Origin of the sequence: Reyranella sp. (assembly GCF_965228225.1) — a bacterium.
In the GTDB taxonomy this organism is placed as follows: Bacteria; Pseudomonadota; Alphaproteobacteria; order Reyranellales; family Reyranellaceae; genus Reyranella.
The window spans coordinates 4,066,569-4,086,942 of sequence record NZ_OZ245801.1 but is presented as its reverse complement, the minus strand read 5'-3'; the positions used below and the strand labels follow the sequence as shown (position 1 = coordinate 4,086,942).

19 protein-coding genes are annotated in these 20,374 nt (G+C 66.5%); 2 read left to right on the top strand and 17 right to left on the bottom strand.

From position 1 onward, the window contains the following. Positions 1-79: 79 nt before the first annotated feature. The 4 genes from ACO07K_RS19840 to ACO07K_RS19825 all read right to left on the bottom strand — a co-directional run bounded on the left by ACO07K_RS19840 (position 80) and on the right by ACO07K_RS19825 (position 6,064). Positions 80-1,807: a hydantoinase B/oxoprolinase family protein gene (locus ACO07K_RS19840; RefSeq protein ID WP_422030851.1), complete on the bottom strand. Its 1,728-nt coding sequence runs from the start codon at positions 1,805-1,807 to the stop codon at positions 80-82. An 87-nt stretch (positions 1,808-1,894) separates the two neighbouring features. Continuing rightward, a complete protein-coding gene (locus ACO07K_RS19835) occupies positions 1,895-4,054 on the bottom strand; it encodes a hydantoinase/oxoprolinase family protein (protein ID WP_422030849.1) in 2,160 nt (719 codons plus the stop codon). Next, entirely contained in the window at positions 4,051-5,190 is a 1,140-nt protein-coding gene (locus ACO07K_RS19830) for a CaiB/BaiF CoA transferase family protein (RefSeq protein WP_422030847.1), read from the bottom strand. Before ACO07K_RS19830 ends, ACO07K_RS19835 begins: the two co-directional genes overlap by 4 nt. A gap of 103 nt (positions 5,191-5,293) precedes the next feature. Further along, positions 5,294-6,064: a ferredoxin--NADP reductase gene (locus ACO07K_RS19825; protein ID WP_422010822.1), complete on the bottom strand. Its 771-nt coding sequence runs from the start codon at positions 6,062-6,064 to the stop codon at positions 5,294-5,296. A gap of 183 nt (positions 6,065-6,247) precedes the next feature. On the opposite strand from ACO07K_RS19825, the gene ACO07K_RS19820 reads away from it, so the two are divergent. After that, on the top strand, positions 6,248-6,982 hold the full coding sequence (locus tag ACO07K_RS19820) for a DUF1194 domain-containing protein (protein WP_422030845.1): 735 nt from the start codon (positions 6,248-6,250) through the stop codon (positions 6,980-6,982). Here the strand turns inward: ACO07K_RS19820 and ACO07K_RS19815 are convergent, their stop codons facing one another. From ACO07K_RS19815 to psrA, 6 genes are all read right to left on the bottom strand, one after another. Further along, positions 6,983-7,984: a Bug family tripartite tricarboxylate transporter substrate binding protein gene (locus ACO07K_RS19815; protein ID WP_422030843.1), complete on the bottom strand. Its 1,002-nt coding sequence runs from the start codon at positions 7,982-7,984 to the stop codon at positions 6,983-6,985. It abuts the gene before it with no gap. A gap of 155 nt (positions 7,985-8,139) precedes the next feature. After that, positions 8,140-9,732: an ABC transporter substrate-binding protein gene (locus ACO07K_RS19810; RefSeq protein WP_422030841.1), complete on the bottom strand. Its 1,593-nt coding sequence runs from the start codon at positions 9,730-9,732 to the stop codon at positions 8,140-8,142. 87 nt (positions 9,733-9,819) lie between these two features. Beyond that, a complete protein-coding gene (gene phnE, locus ACO07K_RS19805; protein ID WP_422030839.1) occupies positions 9,820-10,614 on the bottom strand; it encodes a phosphonate ABC transporter, permease protein PhnE in 795 nt (264 codons plus the stop codon). A 2-nt stretch (positions 10,615-10,616) separates the two neighbouring features. Then, positions 10,617-11,444: a phosphonate ABC transporter ATP-binding protein gene (phnC, locus tag ACO07K_RS19800; protein WP_422030837.1), complete on the bottom strand. Its 828-nt coding sequence runs from the start codon at positions 11,442-11,444 to the stop codon at positions 10,617-10,619. A gap of 28 nt (positions 11,445-11,472) precedes the next feature. Further along, on the bottom strand, positions 11,473-12,363 hold the full coding sequence (gene phnD, locus ACO07K_RS19795) for a phosphonate ABC transporter substrate-binding protein (protein WP_422030835.1): 891 nt from the start codon (positions 12,361-12,363) through the stop codon (positions 11,473-11,475). Between the two features lie 36 nt (positions 12,364-12,399). Beyond that, on the bottom strand, positions 12,400-13,512 hold the full coding sequence (gene psrA, locus ACO07K_RS19790) for an iron-containing alcohol dehydrogenase PsrA (RefSeq protein ID WP_422030833.1): 1,113 nt from the start codon (positions 13,510-13,512) through the stop codon (positions 12,400-12,402). Between the two features lie 116 nt (positions 13,513-13,628). Between psrA and ACO07K_RS19785 the strand changes: the two genes are divergently transcribed. Continuing rightward, on the top strand, positions 13,629-14,540 hold the full coding sequence (locus tag ACO07K_RS19785; RefSeq protein WP_422030831.1) for a LysR substrate-binding domain-containing protein: 912 nt from the start codon (positions 13,629-13,631) through the stop codon (positions 14,538-14,540). Here ACO07K_RS19785 and ACO07K_RS19780 read toward each other — a convergent pair. From ACO07K_RS19780 to ACO07K_RS19750, 7 genes are read right to left on the bottom strand one after another with little or no spacing between them, the layout of a single operon-like run. Beyond that, positions 14,494-15,252 carry an SDR family NAD(P)-dependent oxidoreductase gene (locus ACO07K_RS19780; RefSeq protein WP_422030829.1) on the bottom strand — a complete coding sequence of 253 codons (759 nt, stop codon included), beginning with the start codon at positions 15,250-15,252 and terminating at the stop codon, positions 14,494-14,496. The genes ACO07K_RS19785 and ACO07K_RS19780 overlap by 47 nt on opposite strands. A gap of 28 nt (positions 15,253-15,280) precedes the next feature. Next, complete coding sequence (locus ACO07K_RS19775; RefSeq protein ID WP_422030827.1) at positions 15,281-16,081, bottom strand: SDR family NAD(P)-dependent oxidoreductase; 801 nt, start codon at positions 16,079-16,081, stop codon at positions 15,281-15,283. A 1-nt stretch (position 16,082) separates the two neighbouring features. After that, positions 16,083-16,637, bottom strand: coding sequence for a carboxymuconolactone decarboxylase family protein (locus ACO07K_RS19770; RefSeq protein WP_422030825.1), 555 nt, complete (start codon positions 16,635-16,637; stop codon positions 16,083-16,085). A 25-nt stretch (positions 16,638-16,662) separates the two neighbouring features. Then, positions 16,663-17,484: an SDR family NAD(P)-dependent oxidoreductase gene (locus ACO07K_RS19765; protein WP_422030823.1), complete on the bottom strand. Its 822-nt coding sequence runs from the start codon at positions 17,482-17,484 to the stop codon at positions 16,663-16,665. Positions 17,485-17,493: 9 nt separating this feature from the next. Continuing rightward, a complete protein-coding gene (locus tag ACO07K_RS19760) occupies positions 17,494-18,333 on the bottom strand; it encodes an SMP-30/gluconolactonase/LRE family protein (RefSeq protein ID WP_422030821.1) in 840 nt (279 codons plus the stop codon). Next, a complete protein-coding gene (locus ACO07K_RS19755) occupies positions 18,330-19,211 on the bottom strand; it encodes an MBL fold metallo-hydrolase (protein WP_422030819.1) in 882 nt (293 codons plus the stop codon). Before ACO07K_RS19755 ends, ACO07K_RS19760 begins: the two co-directional genes overlap by 4 nt. A gap of 41 nt (positions 19,212-19,252) precedes the next feature. Next, complete coding sequence (locus ACO07K_RS19750; RefSeq protein ID WP_422030817.1) at positions 19,253-20,365, bottom strand: S-(hydroxymethyl)glutathione dehydrogenase/class III alcohol dehydrogenase; 1,113 nt, start codon at positions 20,363-20,365, stop codon at positions 19,253-19,255. Positions 20,366-20,374: the final 9 nt, after the last annotated feature.

Below are 20,374 nucleotides of genomic sequence, written 5' to 3'. Positions count from 1 at the left end.
GGAAACTAAGTCGGGAGTTCGCTTCGCGGCAAGACGAGCACGATCCCTCCGACCGCCAGCCGAACGGCAGATGGCGGATTCAGGGCAGGGTTTTACGCAACTCCGCCGTGCGCGCGGCATCGACGCTGCGGCCGTTCGCAGCGATCGCGACGGCGTAGTTCCTTTCCGCATTCTCGACGCTCACGATGCCGTCGCGGACGTCGCGCAAGACACGCTCCGGCTCGCGCGTCTTCGGATCGCCATAGCCGCCCCCGCCGGGCGACAGCGCGCGGTAGGTCCCGGGACCATGGCGTTCGACACCGTATTTCGGCGCCTGGATGTGCGTGCCGTCGATCAGGGTGAGGACGACCTCGCCACCGGCGCCAGCCTGTCCGCCGGCGACGCCGAAGCTCGAGGGTGCGCCGGCGCCCTCGCCACGGAAGGCATAGTCGGCCGGGGTGAAGATCTCGACCTCGTAATCGCAGCCGGCACCGCCGCGGAAGCGGCCCGGGCCGGCGGTGTCGCAGCGCATTTCCTGGCGGCGGAACCGCGCGGGGTAGAGCTGCTCGTAGGTCTCGAGGTTGGGCAGGGTGAGGCCGCCCAGGGTGATGAGATGACCGATCAGGTGGAAGCCGTCGCGGCCCTCGACGCCGCCGCCGGCCGGCGCACCCGCCCACTGATACATGACGTAGCGCCCGCCATCCTCGCGCAGGCCCGCCGTGACGGCATGCACGGCCTTCGACCAGCCGGCCGAGGCGCGCTCGGGCAGGGCCTGGGCCAGCGCCTTCCACATTGCGTGGATGATCTCGTGCGCCACGAACACGGTGTTCATGGTCATCGGCGCGGGCATGCGCGCGTTCACCAGCGTGCCCTCGGGCAGGCGGATCTCGACGCTGCGGAAGGCGCCCTCGTTCTTCGGCAGGTCGGGCTCGAAGAACGAGGCCAGCGACATGAAGACCGCCGAGGTCGAGTTGGCGATCGAGCTGTTCTTGAAGCCGCGCACCTGCGGCGAGGTGCCGGCGAAATCCACGACCAGCTTGCGGTCCTTCACCGTGATCGCGACGGCGATCTTCGCATCGATCGGCTCGAAGCAGTCGTTGTCGACCGGTTCCTCGCCCTTCCATACGCCTTGCGCGAGACGGTCGATGCAGGTCTGGAAACGGCGGTCGGCATGATCGAGCACGCCCTCGAAGAACTCGTCGGCGCGATCGACGCCCAATTCCTCGACCAGCAGCGCCAGCCGTTCCGCGCCGATGCGGGTCGAGCCGATCATGGCGCGCAGGTCGCCATCGAGCGCCTCGGGCAGGCGCGTGTTCAGCATCAGCAGGCGCCACAGGTCGTCGCGGACCTTGCCGGCTTCGATCAGCTTCAGCACCGGCAGGCGGATGCCTTCGTGGAAGATCTCGGTCGCCGCTGAATTGTAGGTGCCGGCCGCACCGCCCCCGATATCGGCTTGATGGGCGCGGTTGCAGGCGAAGGCCACCAGCTTGCCGCCGACGAACACCGGCCGTGTGATCACCCAGTCGGGCAGGTGGTTGCCGCCTGCCGTATAGGGATCGTTCAGCAGGAACACGTCCTCGGGCGCGATCGCGTCCTTGAAATCGCGCAGGATGGCGCGCACGGCGAAGCCGCCGCCGCCGGTATGGATCGGGATGCCGTCGGCCTGGCTGATCAGGGTGCCGCGTGCGTCGGCGATGAAGCAGGAGAAATCGTGGCTCTGGCTGAAGATCGGCGAGCGCGCCGTACGCGTCATCACCCAGCCCATCTGGTGCGAGATGTGGTCGAGCCGGTTCTGCACCAGCGCGAGCGTGACGGGATCGAGGTTCACGATGGAGACTCCATCAGTTTCCTCCCCATTCAGATGGGGAGGTGGCGCGGTCATCCGCGACGGAGGGGTCAATAATCTGGGGCCGGCTCATGACCCCTCCGCCCGCGAAGACGCGGGCACCTCCCCATTTGAATGGGGAGGCGAGGCTGAACCGACATGGACGAGGAAATCGTCGCGCTCGTCGACTTCGAGCACGTCGCGGGGGCCGACGAAGGCCGTCGTCGTGCGTTCCTCGACCAGCAGCGGGCCATCGAGGCGACAGCCCGGCCGCAGGTCGGCGCCGTCGTAGATCGGCACGTCGAGCCAGCCGGTCGCGGGATCAATCCAGACCTTGCGGGTCTCGCGCGGCTGGGGCGTGTCGGTCTGGGCTGAGCGCGCCGCGGGGGGTGTCCAGTCGAGACGGCCACGTCCTACGACTCTCAGCGCGGTGATGTCGATTCGGCCGCCCGGCTGGATATGGCCGAACAGGCGCTGGTGCTCGGTCTCGAACGCCTGGCGCGCCGCGGCGGCGTCGAAGCCCGATGCTGAAAGCGGCGCGCGCACCGGCCATTGCTGGCCGTCGTAGCGCAGGTCGAGCTGGCGCTCGATCGCGACCTCGTCTTCGCCGAAACCATCACGCGCCAGCGCCTCGCGGGCGCGCGCTTCGAGCTGGGCGAAGCCTGCCTCGAGCGTCGCGGTCTCGACCTTGTCGAGATCGGCGAGGAAGACCTGCAGATAGTCCTGCCGCACGTCGGACTGCAGCATGCCCATGGCGCAGAATGCGCCGGCGGCGCGTGGCAGGAGGGCGCGGCGGCTGCCCAGGGCGCGGGCGACGGCGGTGCCGTGCATCGGGCCGGCACCGCCCGCGGCGACGAGGGTGAAGGTTGCGGGATTGTGGCCACGCTCGATGCTGAGCCGCTCGACCGCATGCAGCAGGTTCTGCTCCAGCAGTCGGATGACGCCGGCCGCGGCCTCCTCGACCGAGAGGCCGAGCGGTTTGGCGAGCTTGGTCTCGATGGCCTTGCGGGCGAGCGCCGCGTCGAGCGTGACGGCGCCACCGGCCAGCGGGCCGGGACGCAGGCGGCCCAGCACGAGCTGTGCGTCGGTGACGGTCGGGTTCTCGCCGCCCAACCCATAGGCTGCGGGGCCGGGCCGGGCGCCCGCGCCCTGCGGGCCGGCGTGCAGGAGGCCCGCATCGTCGACCCAGGCGATCGTGCCGCCGCCGGCGCCGACCGTGTGGATCTCCACCGAGGGGGTCGTGAGATGATAGCCGTCAATGGTGAGTTCGTCGGTGACCGGCACGTCGCCGCCCGCCATCACCATCACGTCGCAGCTCGTGCCGCCGATCTCCATCGATATCAGGTTGGCCTTCTCGCCGGGCGCCGCGCAGCCCTTGAGCGCGCCGACACCGGCCGCGGGTCCGGACAGGACCAGCATCACCGGCCGCGCCGCTACCTGGTCGACGGAGACGGCGCCGCCATTGCTCTGCAGCAGCAACAGGGACCGCGGCAGGCCGAACTGGCGCAGCTGTTCGTCGAGGGCGCGCAGATAGCTCGTCACCTTGGGCGCCACATAGGCGTTCACGACAGCGGTCGAGCCGCGCTCGTACTCGCCCATGGTCGGCATGACCTCGCTCGAGAGCGAGACCCATTTGCCGTTCCACGCCTTCGCGAGCTGACTGCCGACGGCGCGTTCGTGTGCGCCATCGAGGAAGGAATTGAACAGGCAGACCGCAACCGACTCGACGCCTTCCTCGGCGAACACCTTGGCCGCGGCGTCGACGTCTTCAGGCTTCAGCGGCGCCAACTCGGTACCGTCGGCAGCGATGCGCCCGCGCACCGGCAGGCGCAGGTAGCGCGGTACCAGCACCTGCGGGAACGGCGCGCGGTGGTCCCATTGATTCTCGCGGATGCCGCGACGGATCTCCAGCGAATCGCGGAAGCCCTCGGTCGTCAGCATCCCGACCTTGGCGCCCTTTTTCTCCAGGATCGTGTTGGTCGCCACCGTCGAGCCGTGCACGAACAGGGCGCAGTCGCGCAGCAGGGCGGTCAGGGTGATGTCGAGTTGCTTTGCCGCCAGCCGCAGCACGCCCAGCACACCCTCGCTTGGATCGGCCGGGACCGACGGCGACTTGAAGATGCGCACGGCACCGGCGGCGTCGCGCAGCACCATGTCGGTGAAGGTGCCGCCCACGTCGACGCCGATGCGCCAGGGGGCGACGAGGCCCATTCCGGAAGCTGAGGCGGAGGACGGGGCGGCGCCGGTCACTTGGACAGGCTTCCCAGCACTTCGTCGGTATGTTCGCCCAAGGTCGGCGCCGAGCGCGCCGAATGCGGCCGGACATGGTCGAAGGCGATCGGCAGGCCGACCACCTTGGGACCGCCGGGCAGCTGCTGGATCAGCTTCGACGCCTCCATCTGCTCGGTGCGCGCCAGCTCGCCGATATCGTTTACGGCGGCACAGGGAACACCGGCCTTCTCCATGGCGTCCAGCCATTCGGCGCGCGGTTTCGCCTTGAGCGCCTCGGCGATCATCGGCAGCAGCTCGGCCTTGTGGGCGACACGCTGCGCACTCTTGGCGAACTTCGGGTCGGTTGCCCATTCGTCACGGCCCAGCACCTTGGCGCAGCGCGCCCACAGCCGGTCGTTGCCGGGCGCCAGGCAGATCGGATGGTCGGCCGTGTCGAAGGTCTGGTAGGGCACGATCACCGGGCTGCCGGTGCCGTGCCGCTGGGAAACGGTGCCGTTGGCGATGTAGCCGTTCACCTGGCCCTCGACCCAATGGACCGCCGAGTCGAACAGCGACGTGTCGACCAGGCAGCCCTTGCCGGTCTTGTCGCGCAGCCGCAGCGCCGCCAGGGCGCCGATGGTGCAGAACATGCCGGTCGCCTTGTCGTTGATCGAGGCGCCGCAGAAGGTCGGCGGATCCTCCGGCCGGCCGGTCACGCTCATCATGCCGCCATAGGCCTGCAGCAGCGGATCGAAGGCCGGCTTCATGCGCAGCGGCCCCTGGTAGCCGAAGGCCCAGATCGAGCAGTAGATCAGGCGCGGATGGCGCGCGAGCATGGTCTCGGGACCGATGCCGACCTCGTCGACCACGCCGGGCCGCAGGTTCTGGATCAGGATGTCGGCCGTCTCGCAGAGCTTGTGGAGCTTGTCGACGTCTTCGGCGAGCTTGAGGTCGAGCACGACCGAGCGCTTGTTGCGGTTCTGCGAATAGAAGTAGAGCGAGGTCTTGCCGTCGGGGCCGAAGGGAGGGCCCCAGATGCGGGCATCGTCGCCGCCATCGGGCTTTTCGATCTTGATCACGTCGGCGCCCATGTCGGCCAGGATCACCCCGGCCAGCGGACCGGCCAGCGCCTGGCCCACTTCGATGACGCGAACTCCCTCGAGCGGTAGTGTCACTTTCAATCCTCTTCCCGAGCCTGACGGCATGCGTTCCTCGCCGGCATCCTAGCCGCCGGCGACCATCGCACGCTACTTGAGGGCGCTCGCGAAGCGGAACCGGCTACTCGACGAAGGCCTTTTCGACGACGAACTCGCCCGGGGTGGTGGTGCTGCCCTCGGTGAGGCCCATGCCTTCGAGCAGGGCGCGGATGTCGGCCAGCATCTGGACGCTGCCGCACAGCATGAACCGGTCGTTCTCGCGCGACATCGGCGGCAGGCCGACATCCTTGGCCAGGGTGCCGTTCTCGATCAGGTGGGAGATGCGGCCGCGATACTTGAACGGCTCGCGGGTCACGGTCGGGTAATAGATCAGCTTGTCGCGGACCATGTCGCCCAGGATCTCGTCGGCCGGCAATTCGTCGGCCAGGGCCGACCGGTAGGCGAGATCGCGGACATGGCGGCAGCCATGGACCAGGATGACCTTTTCGTAGCGCTCGTAGACTTCCGGATCGCGCACGATCGACAGGAAGGGGGCGAGGCCGGTGCCGGTGCCCAGCAGGTAGAGGTTGCGGCCAGGGGTCAGGCTGTCGAGCAGCAGGGTGCCGACGGCCTTGGCGCCGACCAGCACGGGATCGCCCGGCATCAGGTTCTTGAGGTGCGAGGTGAGCTTGCCGTCGGGCACCTTGATCGAGAAGAACTCCAGCTCGTCCACGTAGTGCGGGCTGGCGATCGAGTAGGCCCGCAGCACCGGCTTGCCCTCGACCTTGAGGCCGATCATCGTGAACTGGCCGCTGGCGAAGCGGAAACCCTTGTCGCGGGTGGTCCGGAAGCTGAACAACTCGTCGGTCCAGTGATGCACCGACAAAACGGTCTCGTTCCTCAACGCGCTCACGCTAAACGCTCCTACGCAACGGGCCGGCCAGGCGCCGGACACCACTGGATATAGTGCAGTGCAGCAAAAATAGCCAGATGCGCGAGTAATTCGCAATAGCATAAATGTCGCGTGCCAGGGATCGCTCGCGGGACGGCGCAGGAGCCCTATACTCGGGCGAACCGGTGAGAGAGGTCGCGTGCGATGAGGCTCATTGTTGCGCTGCTGGGGACGATGCTGGCCTTGATGCCGCCCGCGCTCCGGGCCGCAGAGCCGGTCGACATGCTGCTGGTGCTGGCCGCCGACGTCTCGCGCAGCGTGACCGACCCAAAATTCAGGCTGCAGCGCGAAGGCGCCGCCGCCGCCATCACCCATCCCGACGTGGTGCGGGCCATCACCTCGGGTCCCCATCGGCGCATTGCGGTTTGCTTCGTCGAATGGGCATCGGCCAACATGCAGAAGGTCGTGATCGACTGGATGGTGATCGGCGACGGCGACTCGGCCCGCCGGTTCGGTGACAAGTTGACCGAGACTCCGCGCTCCTTCGCCGGCAGCACCTCGATCAGCGCCGCCATCGACTTCGCGATGGGCCAGTTCGAACGTGCACCCTTCGCCTCGGATCGTCGGGTCATCGACGTCTCGGGGGACGGCAACAACATCGCCGGCCGCCTGGTCACCGACGCGCGCGACGACGCGGTGGCGAAGAACGTCACGATCAACGCGCTGGTCATCCTGACGCCGATCGAGGAGGCCTTCCGTCCCGAGCACACGAACCCGCCAGGTGGACTGGAAAAGTACTTTCAGGAGAACGTCATCGGCGGCCCCGGCGCCTTCACGATCGTCGCCGAGACCCATAGAGCGTTCGGCCGTTCCCTGACGAAGAAGCTGATCCAGGAGATCGCGGGGGCCCCGCGCAACGAGCTGGCGGCGGGCGACTGACTACTCGGCTGTCGCGCCCGACTGCTTGATGATGGGCAGCCACAGCGCCTGATCGTCGGCGATCAGCTTACGGGCGGCGGCCGGCGTGTCGGGCGGCAGGACCTCGAAGCCCTGGACCAGGAGCTTCTCCTTCACCTGCGGCATCTGGGCGATGCGGCCGATCTCAGCGTTGAGTCGGGCCACGATGGGCGCGGGCGTGCCGGTCGGCACGGCGAAGCCCAGCCAGGTCGCGACCACGAAGTCGGGCAGGCCCGCCTCCATCATGGTCGGCACGTCGGGCAGGATCTTCGAACGGTCCTTGGTCGTCACGGCCAGCGCCTTCAGCTTGCCCGCCTTGATCTGGCCCACCACGGTCGGCGCATTGAAGAACCCCATCGTCACTTCGCCGTTGACCACGGCGAGGACGGCGGCGGGCGCGCCGCGATAGGGCACGTGCTGCAGCTTCACGCCGGTGCGCTGTTCGGTGATCACGCCCGACATATGGAGGCTGCTGCCGACACCGCTCGACCCGTAGGTGAGTTCGCCCGGCTTGGCGCGCGCCTGCGCGATCACGTCGGCGACGGTGTTGGCCGGGTTGGCGGTCGAGACGACCATGACGTTGGTAAGGATGCCGGTCGTCGAAATCGGGATGAGATCCTTCAGCGGATCGTAGCCCGGCGACTTGTAGAGCCCCATGTTGAAGACCGTCGCGCCCTGCGAGGTGAGCAGCAGCGTGTAGCCGTCGGCGGGCGCTCGCGCGCCCTCGGCCGTGCCAAGAAGTCCGCCGGCGCCACCCTTGTTGTCGATGACGACCGGTTGGCCCAGCGCCTTGGCCAGTTCCTCGCCGAAGGTGCGCCCGACGATGTCGGCACCGGCGCCCGCCGCGAACGGGATGATCATGCGGATCGGGCGTTCCGGCCAGTCGGCCGCCATCGCCTTGCCCGTTGCGAGCATCGTCGAGCCGAGGAGCAGCGTGCCCGTCAGGGCTTGCCGGCGCGTCAGAAACTGGCGTGATGATTTCATGTATGTCCCTCCCGGGAATCTATGGGGCGGCGTTGCTCGCACCCTCCGTTGGTCTCGACACTACTCTCAAGGCCGCGGCACTGTCAGGTCCCGTCGCAAGAAAGCCGCGCAACGGGGCGCGGCTTTCGGCAGTTTTGCGGCTTTCGCTTCGTCGGCTATTTGTCCAGCCAGACGTCCTCGAAGCGCGAGCCGTTGTAGAGGCTGTTCACCATCGGACGGTAGCCCTTCACGTGGGGTTGCCAGCAGGTTCCCGAGGCATTCCACATGATGATCGGGCGGAAGCCCTCTTCGAGAATCTGCTTGTCGATCTCCCAGACCAGCTTCTTGCGCTTCTCGATGTCGCGCTCAGCGGACTGGATCGGGAACAGCTTCTCGATCTCGGGATTGCAGTAGCCGACATAGTTGCGCTCCGACTTGCAAGCATAGTGCTCGAAGTAGGTCTGGTCGGGATCGTCGACGCCGTTGCCGGTCGTGTTGAGGCCGACCGAGTAATCCTTGCGCGCGACCTTGTTGAACCACAGGGCGGTGTCGACCAGATCGAGCTCGCCGTCGATGTAGATCTCCTTGAGCTGGTCGATCAGGATCACCGCCGGGTCGCGATAGAGCAGGTGATTGCGGGTCGAGACCTTGAGCTTCAGCCTGTTGTCAGGCCCGTAGCCCGCCTTCTTCATCAGGGCCTGCGCTTCGGCGCGGTTCTTGGCGACGTCGGGCCCGTACCCCTTGACCGTGTCGAACAGCTCCTTCGGCATGCCCCAGACACCGCCCGGCGCCGGCTCCATGACGCCGCCGGCTTCGCCGGCGCCCTGGGCAAGAATTTCGATGAACGCCTTGCGGTCGATGGTGAGCAGCATGGCGCGACGGATGTCGGCATTGTTGAACGGCGGCGCTTCGCTGTTCACGATCAGGTTGGTGCTGTTGTTCATCGGCGCGACCTCGCAGACGGCGGTCGAGGCCTGCGCCTTGATGTCCTTGAGCAGCGGGATGGTGACGGCGTAGGGCGACGTCAGGTCGTAGCGGCCTGAGACGAAGCCCAGCATGGCGGTGCCACGCGCGGGCACGATCGGCATGTCGATGCCGTCGAGATAGGGCTTGCCCTTCTTGAAGTAGTCCGGATTGCGGACGAGCTTCACGATTTCCTTTTGCTTGAATTCGCCGAGCTTGAAGGGACCGGTGCCGATCGGCTTGGTGCGCATCTGCGCCGTCGGCACGTGGCAGGAATAGACGGGGCTGTAGCCCGAGGCGAGCAGGATCAGAAGCGAGGGCTGCGGCTGGCCGAGATGGAAGGTCACCTCGCGGTCGCCGTTGGTCGTGACCTCCTTCAGGTTCCAGTACCAGGAGATGCGCGGATTCTTGCGCAGCTTCTGGGTCTCGCTCTTGCCCGTCAGCATGTCCCAGGTGCACTTCACGTCGGCCGAGGTGAAGGGCTTGCCGTCATGCCACTTGGCATTGCCGACCAGCTTGAAGGTCAGCTTCTTGCCGTCCTCGCTCCACGCCCAGCTTTCGGCCAGATCGGGGCGGATCGACTCGAGGCTGTTCTGCGGAATCTGCTGATCGAACACCACGAGGTTGTTGTAGAGCCCCATGAAGGGCACGACGGTGGAGGTCGTCGCTTCCTCGTGGATCGAGGTGCTGGGCGGATTGTCCGCGATATACATCTTGAGGGTGCCGCCGCTCTTCTGCGCGAGCGCCGGCGCGACCGACAGGCCGAGCGCTGCCACGACACCGAGAATTCCGACCGATAAACGCATGTACTCCATCCTCCCAAACCCAATTGCAGAGAGGATGGCGTGGTGAGGCTCCCGCGTCGAGAGCGCCCGTCCGGCTAGCGAATTGTCCTATCGGATCATGGCACGCAGCTTCGATGACATCAGGTCGGCGGCGAGCACGAGGATCAGGATCACGATGACGCAGGCCGCCGTGTCCTCGTAGGCGAACAGCTTCATCGAGCTGATCAGTTCGAAGCCGATGCCGCCGGCGCCCACCATGCCCAACACCGTCGAGACGCGGATGTTGGTCTCGAAGCGATAGAGAACGACGCCGATCCAGGCCGGCAGGACCTGGGGCAGCACGCCGAACACGATGCGCTGCAGGGTGCCTGCGCCGGCCGCGCGCAACGCATCGAGCGGCCCCTCGTCGATCTCCTCGATGGCCTCGGCGAAGAACTTGCCCAGCATGCCGGCGCCGTGCAGCGCGATGGCGAGCACGCCCGCGAAGGGGCCGAGGCCCACGGCGGCAACGAAGATCAGTGCGAGGATGATCTCGTTGATGCCGCGCATCACGTTCAGGACCTGACGCAGCCCGTGGAACACCCAGCCATAGGGCGAGAGATTTCGTGCCGCGAAGAAGCAGACCGGCAGGGCCAATACGATGCCGAGCAGGGTGCCCCACAGCGCGATCTGCACGGTCTCGATGGCGGGCTGCACCAGCTTCTGCATGAACGCGAAGTTCGGCGGCAGCATGCGGCCGATGAAGTCGCCGATCCATGGCAGCCCGTCGACGAAGCCGCCTATGCTGAGACGGGTGCCAACCGCCGACCACCAGAGGGTGGCGACGGTGACGCCCAGGATCGGGACCATGATCCACCAGCCGAGCGGACCGCGCGGCTTGTTGACGACGAATTGCAGGGACATGTTCAGGCCCTCCCTTCGAGAGCGGGGACGGTTTCGGCCTCCGCCGCGGCGCGGCGGCGTTCGGTGAGGCGCTGGGCGGCGTCGAGCACATTGGGATCGTCGAGGCCGGGATAGATGCTGCGGATGACGTCGCCGCTCACACCGGCCGGCGCGCCGTCATAGACGACGCGTCCGGCCGAGAGGCCGACGACCCGCTCGGCGAACTCGAGCGCGTAGTCGATCTGGTGAAGATTGCAGAGGACCGCGATGTTCGATTCCTTGCAGCTCTTCTTCAGATAGGTGAGCACGGTGCGCGAGGTCTTGGGATCGAGGCTGGCCACCGGCTCGTCGGCCAGCATGAACTTGGGCTGCTGCGCCAGCGCCCGGGCGATGCCGACACGCTGCTGCTCGCCGCCCGAGAGCGCATCGGCGCGATTGCGCGCCTTGTGGGACATCGCGACCTGTTCGAGGCAATTCAGGGCGATCTTCACGTCGGCCTCGGGAAAGAGCTGCAGGCTGCTGAGGATCGGCGAGAGATCGGCCATGCGGCCGACCAGCACGTTCTTCAGCACGCTCAGGCGCTTCACCAGATTGTGCTGCTGGAAGATCATGGCGACGTTGCGCCGGAGCAGGCGCAGGTCGCGGCGGTTGGACGACAGCGGCGTGCCGTCGACCACGATGTCGCCGGCGGTCGGTTCGATCAGCCGGTTGATACAGCGCAGCAAGGTCGATTTGCCGGCGCCCGACGGTCCCAGCACGACGACGAACTCGCCGGGCCGGATCGAGAGGCTGACATCGTGCAGCGCCTGGTGGTCGCCATAGGATTTGGCGAGGCCGCGGATTTCGATCATCGCTCGATCTCCCTGGTGCGGGCCTGGGCTACTTCTGCTTCTTGAGATCGATGTTCGCGAGCTTGGCGGTCTCGCGAACGACGTCGTAGGCCTGGTCGTTGGTTTCCTTGAAGCCGTTCAGCTTGCCCTGGTCGGACCAGTTGAGGTCCTTGATCGAGAGGAAGGCGGCCTTCACCTTGGCCTTCGTCTCGGGCGACAGGTCCTTGCGCCACACCATCGGCGATTCCGGGATCGGCGGCGATTCCCACACGACCTGGATCTGGTCGGCCTTGATGTGTCCCTTGGCGATCGCGGCATCGAGGATGCGGTCGGCGATGGTCGCGGCATCGACCTTGCCGTTGGCGACGGCCAGCGCGTTTGCGTCGTGCGCGCCGGTGAACAGCACGGTCTTGAAATCGCGCTTGGGCTCGATGCCGGCCTTGAGCAGGCCCGCCAGCGGGAAGGCGTAACCCGAGGTCGAGGCCGGATCGACGAAGGCGAAATTCTTGCCCTTGAGGTCGGCGAGGGTTTTGATGCCGCTCGACTTCAGGGCGATGATCTTGGAGTGATAATAGGTGCGGCCGGCCTTGGCAGTCTCGGCGATGGCGAAGGCCTCGACCGGCGTCACGGTGGTGGCCAGCACGTAGGAGAAAGGCCCGAGATAGGCGATGTCGAGATGCTTGGCGCGCAGCGCCTCGATGACGCCGTTATAGTCGGTGGCCACGAAGCCCTGGACCTTCATTCCGGAATTCTTCTCGACCGCGTCGAGGATGTCCTTGCTCTGGGCGAGCATCGCCCGCGAATCCTCGGAGGGGATCAATCCGACCTTCAGGACCTGCTGGGCCTGGGCATGAGCCGCGCCCCAGGTGCCGAATGTCCCACCGGCCACCAGCGAGCCGGCGGTCAAAAGCCCGAAATCGCGACGCGTCATCCTGGTCATTCTTGTTTCCTCCGTGGTTTTCTTTTCTTTGACTGACTAAGCGGCCATCTCGGCCAACAGCGCCTCCCGGCGTCCGATGAAGTTGCGTCCGCGGTCGCCCGCCAGCGCGTCGTCGACGAGGCGCGCCCAGTCGCGGGCGGCAATGCCGTGTGCGGTGGCGTCGGGCGAGATGCCGAGTTTCTTCAGGAAGGATTCTAGGCGTGCGGCGCCCGCCGGCAGGTCATTGCCGAAGATGCGCCGCAGTGAGGCATCGCAGGCGGCGTCGCAACCCGCGACGGCGCGCATCACCATGGGCAGGCTGAACGAGCAGGCGATGCCGTGCGGGACGCCATGGTGCAGGGTGAGGTGATAGGACAGCGAATGGGCGAGCGCGGTGCGCGTGTTGGAGAAGGCGAGACCGGCAAGCAGGCTGGCGCGCGCCAGCCGCGTCCGCAGCGCCTCGCTCCTGAGATCGTCGGCCAACAACGGCAAGGCCTCGATCACCTCGCGCGCGGCGACTTCGGCGAGCGAACTCGACACCGGGTTGGCGTTGACGTTCCAGATGCTTTCCAGCGCGTGACTGAGCGCATCGAGGCCGGTGCTGATCGTGATGGCGCGCGGCAGGCCGAGCGTCAGCAGCGGATCGACCAGCGCCGCCTCGGGATAGAGCGTCTCGCGGGCCAGCGAGTACTTCTTCATCGCACCGGTGTCCCAGACCGTGGCCCAGGAGGTGACCTCGCTGCCGGTGCCCGCCGTCGTTGGGATGGCGATGATCGGCGTGCGCCCTAGCGCCTCACCGTCCTTGCCGCCCACGAGGTGACGCCGCACCGTCTCGAAGTCTCCTGACGCCGCCGCCAGGACCTTGGCGGCATCCATCACCGAGCCGCCGCCCAGCGCCACGATGGCTTCGACGGACTGCTTGGCCGCCGCATAGGTGCGGCAGGATTCGGTGAGACCCACGAAATCGGGGTTGGGGCCGATGTTGCTCACCGTTACCGCCGGCGCGCCGGCCTGGGCGACGACCCGACGGGCAAGATCGGCGAAGACACCGCCGCCATTGGCGTCGTCGTAGGTCACGAGGCAATAGGCCCGGCCGGCCAGCACCTTGCCCAGCGTCTCGAAGACGCCGGCGCCGAACTTCACGTCGACCGGATTCCGGTAGCGCCACATCCGCGCGTACTCCCATGGCTCATTGGCTTGGACTTGTCGTCCTTTTGACAATCTTCCGGCCGGCTCTCACATTTAGCCAATTCAAACATTCTCGAGTTGGCATTGATAAAAGCAATATGAGACATACGCAGCTCCGCTCCTTCCACGCGGTTGCGCAGCGGTTGAGCTTCACTGCGGCCGCGCGCGAACTGGGCGTGAGCCAGCCCACCATCACCACCCAGGTGAAGTCGCTGGAGCAGGAATTCGGCGTCGAGCTGTTCGTGCGCCGCGGCCGGCGCATCGAACTCACCGAGACCGGCGGTGGCCTTCTCGACATCACGCACCGGCTCTTTGCCGATGAGAAGGAAGCGGCCGACTATCTCAACGAGACGCGCGGCCTCAAGACCGGCCATCTGCGCGTCGGCGCCGTCGGTCCGTATCACGTCACCGACATGCTGGCGGCCTTCAACGCGCGCCACTCTGGTCTTTACGTTTCAGTCACGGTCGGCAATTCGCGCGACACGCTGCGCGACCTTCTGGACTACCGGACCGACGTGGCGGTGCTGGCCCATGTCGATCCCGATCCGCGGCTGGTCGCCATTCCCTATCGCCGCCACCGGGTGATCGCTTTCTGTCCCATCGATCATCCTTTCGCACAGCGCCGCAGCATCCGCGCCCGCGACATGGAAGGCCAGCGGCTGATCGTGCGCGAGGCGGGATCGACGACGCGCCGCGCCTTCGACCAGGCAATGCGGGAGGCCAACGTGCGACCCAAGGTCGTGATGGAGATCGGCAGCCGCGAGTCGATCCGCGAGGCGGTGGCCAAGGGGATCGGCATGGGCGTGGTGTCCGAGGCGGAGTTCATTCCCGATCCGCGCATCCGGCCCCTGCCGATCGCGGATGCCGAGATCTACACCTACGCCCATGTCGTGCATCTGAAGGAACGGCAGAAGGCGCGCCTCGTGCATGCCTTCCTTCAGGTACTGACCGGCCTGCTGCCGGTCAGTTCGCCATCCAGCCGCCGTCGACCATCAAGTTCTCGCCGGTGATGAAGCTCGCTTCGTCGGAAGCCAGGAAAAGGGCCGCATTGGCGACATCCTCGGAACGGCCGAGGCGCGGCAGCGGCGTGCGCGCATGGGAATAGTCGATGAAGCGCGGTTCGATCGCGCGGCCCGTTTTGCCGGTTAGGATTTTGCCCGGCGCGACGGCGTTGCAGATGATGCTGTCCCGGCCGTAGTCGGAGGCGATCTGGCGCGTGATGTAGACCACCGCCGATTTGGACACGCCGTAGGAGAAGTCCTCGGGCGAGGAGATCATGCCGTGCTGCGAGGAGATGTTGACGATGCGCCCGCGTGCCTCGTTGCGGATTTCCTGGGTCAGCATCCGGCGCACCGCGGCACGGCACATCAGGAAGACGCCGGTGACGTTCACCTCCATCACCCGGTTCCATTCCTCGAGGCTCGTGTCGGTGAGCTTCTTCGCCGAACGGATGGCGGCGTCGTTGACCACGATGTCGAGCCGCCCGGTCGGCAGGGCGGCCCGGCGCACCGCTTCCTCGACGTCCGCCTCCTTTGAAACGTCGCCCTGGAAGAAAGGCACGTTCAGGATCCTGTGCGTCGGCTCGCCGCCTTCGACGACCGCCTCGGTGATGTCCATCAGCAGGAGGGTCGCACCCTCCGCCTGGAACTTCTTGGCGATGGCACGGCCGATGCCCGAGGAGGCACCGGTGATGAGGGCGGTCTTGCCGGCAAGTCGGTTCATGGTGCCGCCCGACGCAAGGTTCGTGCCTCTAGCCGCGCCGCACGCTGGCGCCGCCGTCGACCGGCAGGGTCACGCCGGTGATGAAGCTCGCCTCGTCCGATGCAAGGAAGAGGGCGGCGTTGGCGACGTCCCAGCCGGTGCCCATCTTCTTGCGCAGCGGCACCTTGGAATCGCGCTCGGCCTCGACCTCCGCGCGGCTCTTCTTGAAGGTGCGGGCGCGCGTGTCGACGGCCATCGGCGTGTTCATCAGCCCGGGCAGGATCACGTTGGCGCGAATGCCGTACTGCGCGTTCTGGTAGGCGAGTTGCTCGGTGAAGGACACCATCGCCGACTTGGTCGCCTTGTAGGCCACGTAGGGATAGGTGGTGATGACCGCCATCGACGAGATGTTGATGATCACACCGCTCTGCTGCTCGCGCATGATCGGCAGGACATATTTGGCGGCAAAGATGCAGCTCTTCAGGTTGATCGCCACGCAGCGGTCGAAGGCCTCGCTGGTGATGTCGAGCAGTTCGGCATCGCCGCCCGACAGCGAAACGCCGACATTGTTGTGCAGGATGTCGATCCGGCCCCAGCGGGCATGGGCGTCGTCGACCATCGCCTTGAGGTCGGCGTTGCTGGTCACGTCGGCTTTGAAGGCGACCGCCGTGCCCTGGTTCACGCCGATCATCTCGACGGTTTCCTTCGCCGACTCGAGATTGTGATCGACGCAGAGGACCTTGGCGCCCTCGCGCGCGAAGGTGAGCGCGGTGGCGCGGCCGTTGCCCATGCCTTCGCCGGGGCTCTGCCCGGCGCCGACGACGATGGCGACGCGATCTTTCAGGCGCATGTCACTTCACTCCCGGGATCGGGTACTGTTTGAGCACTTCCTTGTACTGCGGCTCGTTGTCGATCTTCATGGTGGCGAGCACGCGGACCACGGCGCAGTAGAAGGCGATGGTGAGCACGAGGTCGGTCATGTGCTCGTCGGACAGCTCCTTCTTGATCTCCGCAAAGGTGGCTTCGGACATTGCGAGGTCCTTCACCATCTCGCGCGCACCCCTCAGGATCGCCTTGGCGAGCGGCTCGAGCTTCGAGGGCTTGCCCTCGGTCTCAGCCATCAGGGCCTGGATGTCCTCGTCGGTGACGCCGAATTCCTTGCCGATCTTCACATGGTGGGTGAACTCGTACTCCGATTTCTCCAGCCAGCCGACCTGCAGGATGGCGAGCTCGCGCAGGCGGGGATCGAGCTTGCTCTTGAAGCGGATGTAGCCGCCCAGGCCGCTGAAGGCGCGCGCCATGTCCGGCGAGTTGACCAGCAGCTTGTGCAGGTTGGTATTGCGCTTGAGCATGTCGCGATACTCGGGCGCGACCTGGTCGGGCTCGAGATAGGGCAGGCGGGCCATCTTGGTTGTTTCTCCCTTTTTGTACTCAGTGATCTTGTGAATCGCGTTCCGGCCCCTGCAGCGTGACACCGCCATCGACGACGAGGACTTGGCCGGTGATGTAGCGGGCGTGATTGCTCAGCAGGAAGCGCACGGCGTGGCCGACATCCCAGCCCGTGCCCTCCGTCTTGAGGACGGAGGCCCTGGCGCGCTGGGCGCGCGCGGCCTCGCTCATGCCGTTGCCGCGGGCGTAGACCATCGGCGTGTAGACCGGGCCGGGGCAGATGCAGTTCACGCGGATGCCGTCGCGGCCATGGTCGACCGCCATCGCCTGGCTGAGGCCGATCACGGCGGCCTTGGAGGTCGTGTAGGTCGTGAGCCCGCGCGGCCGCAGCGCCGAGATCGACGAGATGTTCACGATGGCGCCGCCCTTGGCCGTCTTGATCATCGCCGGGATCGCGTGCTTGGAGAGCAGGAACATCGTCTCGACGTTGACCTGCATCACGCGGCGATAGTCCTCGGGCTTCTCCTCGACCACCGAGCCGCGGCTGCCGATGCCGATATTGTTGTCGAGGAAGTCGAGCCGGCCCCATCTGTCGACCGCGGCGTCGACCAGCCGCTTGCACTCGGCTTCCTGCGTCATGTCGCCGGCATGGGCCGCGGCATGCTGGCCGCCCTCGGCCTGGATCATTTCGACCGTGCGCTGCGCGAGCTTCAGGTCGCGGTCGGCCACCAGCACGTGGGTTCCGGCACGGGCCAGCAGGATCGCCGCGGCGCGGCCGTTGCCGATACCGTCGCCGACCGCGCCGCCGCCGGAAATGATCGCCACCTTGCCGGCCAGACCGGCATCGTCCTCGGGACCCTTCATGAATTCCTCCTAGGGCAGGCCGGCGCCGGGTACGTCGACGCGCATCGTCTCGATGCGGCCGTCCTTCTTGTCTGCGATGGCGGGTCCGCTGCCGCTGTTGGTCACGACGAACAGAGTGCGGCGGTCATGGCCGCCCAGCATGCAGGCATAGGCCGCGCGCTCACCGAGATCGAGATCGTGCGTGACGCTGCCGCCTTCGAGCACGCGGATCATATGATGGGTGAAGGCGCCGGTGACCCAGATGCCGCCTTCGGCATCGAGGCAGATGCCGTCGGGATTGCAGGTCGGCGTCTCGGCCCAGACGCGTCGGTTGGACAAGGTGCCGTCCTCGGCGATGTCGAAGGCCGTGAGACGCTTGGCGAAGGTTTCGCCGATGATCATCGTCCTGCCGTCGGGCGTGATGACGGTGCCGTTGGGGAACATGAGATCGTCGGCGGCGGCATGAACCGAGCCGTCGGGGTCGACGCGGGCCAGCACGGCGGGGCGCGGCTTCTCACCGGCGTGCCGGTTGAAGCCGAAATTGCCGACATAGGCGCGGCCCCTGGCATCGACGATCATGTCGTTGCACAGGCCGGTCGCGATTCCGCCCAGTTCCGCCTCGACGGTGAGCTTGCCGCCGGCGAAGCGCATCAGCCGCCGGTCGGTCATGCTGACGATCAGCATCGTGCCGTCGGGCCGCCATCCCAGTCCGGAGGGCTGTCCGGGCACTTCGACGATCGTCTCGGTCTTGCCGCTCTCGTCGACGGTTCGCACCTGGTGGACGTAGAAGTCGGAGAAATAGAGCCGGTCGTCCCGCCAGCGCGGGCCTTCGCCGAAGGAGAGTCCGTCGAGCAGCGGTTCGAGCTTCATGGCCGGTCCCACTCGATCTTGAAGGAATTGCCCTCGGGTTTGACGTAGCCCGCATTGGCGCCGGGGAAGTGGGCGGGGCAGAGCAGGGCGTTGCTCTCGACGCAGTCCTCCAGGAGCTTGCGGCGCGAGACGGCCGACATCGCCTGGTCCCAGCAGAACTGGCTCGACCAGTCGGGCTGATAGACCTGGATCGGGTGATGCATGATGTCGCCCGAGAAGCAGGCCTGCTTTCCCTGGTCCTTGAGGTTGATCGCGACCGAGCCCGGCGTGTGGCCGGGATAGTCCCGGATGGTGAGCAGCGGATCGGGCTGGTGGTCGCTCTCGATCATCACCGCCCTGCCGGCCTCGACGATCGGCAGCACCGAATCGTCGAACGAGCCGTCGTTCACCTTGCCTTCACCTTGCGCTTTGCGCTCGCTCTCCCAGTGCGCGTACTCACGCTTGGCGAACAGGTATTTGGCATTGGGGAAGGTCGGCACCCAGCGCCCGTTCTCGAGCTTGGTGTTCCAGCCGACATGGTCGACATGCAGGTGCGTGCACATCACGAAGTCGACGGACTCGGGCGCACAGCCGCAGGCCTTGAGTCGCTCGAGGAACGGCGTGTCGAGGTTGTTCCAACCCGCGTTGTGGCGCTGCTTGTGATTGCCGAGACAGGTATCGATCAGGATCGTGTGCCGGGGTGTCTTCACGATCCAGGTGTGGACCGAGCCGATCAGCCGGTCGCTGCCCTCCTGCACGTGCTCCGGCACCATCCAGCCCTTCTGGGCATCGAAGGCTTCCTGGTCGAACCTGGGAAACATGCGGCCGGGCTTGAAGCCCGGGCCGCAGAGTTCCTCGACCTTCTCGATGGTGGCTCCGCCCAGCTTTCGCACGGTCATGGCGTGGCTTCCTCCGGAACGCGGCAGCGAGAAGGGGACGATCAGAACGTGACGACGCTGCGAATCGACTCGCCCTTGTGCATCAGGTCGAACGCGTCGTTGATCTTCTCGACCGGCATCGTGTGGGTGATCAGCGAATCGATGTCGATCTTCCCGTCCATGTACCAGTCGACGATCTTCGGCACGTCGCGGCGGCCTTTGGCGCCACCGAAGGCGGTCCCCATCCAGGTGCGGCCGGTGACGAGCTGGAACGGGCGCGTGGCGATCTCCTGCCCGGCGCCGGCGACGCCGATGATGACCGACTTGCCCCAGCCGCGATGGCAGCATTCCAGCGCCTGGCGCATCAGCTTGGTGCTGCCGACGCATTCGAAACTGTAATCCGCGCCGCCGTCCGTCAGCTCGACGAGATGCGCGACCAGGTCCTTGTCGCCCAGCGTCGAGGGATTGACGAAGTGCGTCATCCCGAACTTGCGGCCGAGCGCCTCGCGCGCCGGGTTGAGATCGACGCCGACGATCATGTTGGCGCCGACCATGCGCGCGCCCTGCAGCACGTTGAGGCCGATGCCGCCCAGGCCGAACACCACGACATTGGCCCCGGCCTCGACCTTGGCGGTATTGATCACCGCACCGATGCCGGTGGTCACGCCGCAGCCGATGTAGCAGACCTTGTCGAACGGCGCGTCAGGTCGGATCTTGGCCAGCGCGATCTCGGGCAGCACCGTGTAGTTCGAGAAGGTCGAGCAGCCCATGTAGTGGTGGATCTTCTGGCCCTTGATCGAGAAGCGCGAGGTGCCATCGGGCATCACGCCCTGACCCTGGGTGGCGCGGATCGATGTGCAGAGGTTAGTCTTGCCCGAAACGCAGGATTTGCACTGGCGGCATTCCGGCGTGTAGAGCGGGATCACGTGATCGCCCTTCTTCAGCGACACGATGCCCGGCCCGACATCGACCACGACGCCCGCGCCCTCATGGCCGAAAATCACCGGGAACAGGCCCTCGGGATCGCCGCCGGAGCGCGTGAACTCGTCGGTGTGGCACACGCCCGACGCCTTGATCTCGACCAGGACCTCGCCGAACTTCGGCCCTTCGAGATCGACGGTCTCGATCTCGAGGTTCTTGCCGGCCTCGAAACAGACGGCTGCCTTTGTCTTCACGCGGATACC

What these genes read in the sequence shown, in the direction of transcription:
- ACO07K_RS19775 (WP_422030827.1), bottom strand. Translation starts at nt 16,081, where the DNA reads ATGCGCCTGAAAGATCGCGTCGCCATCGTCGTCGGCGCCGGGCAGAGC.
- ACO07K_RS19815 (WP_422030843.1), bottom strand. Translation starts at nt 7,984, where the DNA reads ATGAAATCATCACGCCAGTTTCTGACGCGCCGGCAAGCCCTGACGGGC.
- ACO07K_RS19810 (WP_422030841.1), bottom strand. Translation starts at nt 9,732, where the DNA reads ATGCGTTTATCGGTCGGAATTCTCGGTGTCGTGGCAGCGCTCGGCCTG.
- psrA (WP_422030833.1), bottom strand. Translation starts at nt 13,512, where the DNA reads ATGTGGCGCTACCGGAATCCGGTCGACGTGAAGTTCGGCGCCGGCGTC.
- ACO07K_RS19765 (WP_422030823.1), bottom strand. Translation starts at nt 17,484, where the DNA reads ATGAAGGGTCCCGAGGACGATGCCGGTCTGGCCGGCAAGGTGGCGATC.
- ACO07K_RS19785 (WP_422030831.1), top strand. Translation starts at nt 13,629, where the DNA reads ATGAGACATACGCAGCTCCGCTCCTTCCACGCGGTTGCGCAGCGGTTG.
- ACO07K_RS19820 (WP_422030845.1), top strand. Translation starts at nt 6,248, where the DNA reads ATGAGGCTCATTGTTGCGCTGCTGGGGACGATGCTGGCCTTGATGCCG.
- ACO07K_RS19760 (WP_422030821.1), bottom strand. Translation starts at nt 18,333, where the DNA reads ATGAAGCTCGAACCGCTGCTCGACGGACTCTCCTTCGGCGAAGGCCCG.
- ACO07K_RS19780 (WP_422030829.1), bottom strand. Translation starts at nt 15,252, where the DNA reads ATGAACCGACTTGCCGGCAAGACCGCCCTCATCACCGGTGCCTCCTCG.
- phnD (WP_422030835.1), bottom strand. Translation starts at nt 12,363, where the DNA reads ATGACCAGGATGACGCGTCGCGATTTCGGGCTTTTGACCGCCGGCTCG.
- phnC (WP_422030837.1), bottom strand. Translation starts at nt 11,444, where the DNA reads ATGATCGAAATCCGCGGCCTCGCCAAATCCTATGGCGACCACCAGGCG.
- phnE (WP_422030839.1), bottom strand. Translation starts at nt 10,614, where the DNA reads ATGTCCCTGCAATTCGTCGTCAACAAGCCGCGCGGTCCGCTCGGCTGG.
- ACO07K_RS19770 (WP_422030825.1), bottom strand. Translation starts at nt 16,637, where the DNA reads ATGGCCCGCCTGCCCTATCTCGAGCCCGACCAGGTCGCGCCCGAGTAT.
- ACO07K_RS19755 (WP_422030819.1), bottom strand. Translation starts at nt 19,211, where the DNA reads ATGACCGTGCGAAAGCTGGGCGGAGCCACCATCGAGAAGGTCGAGGAA.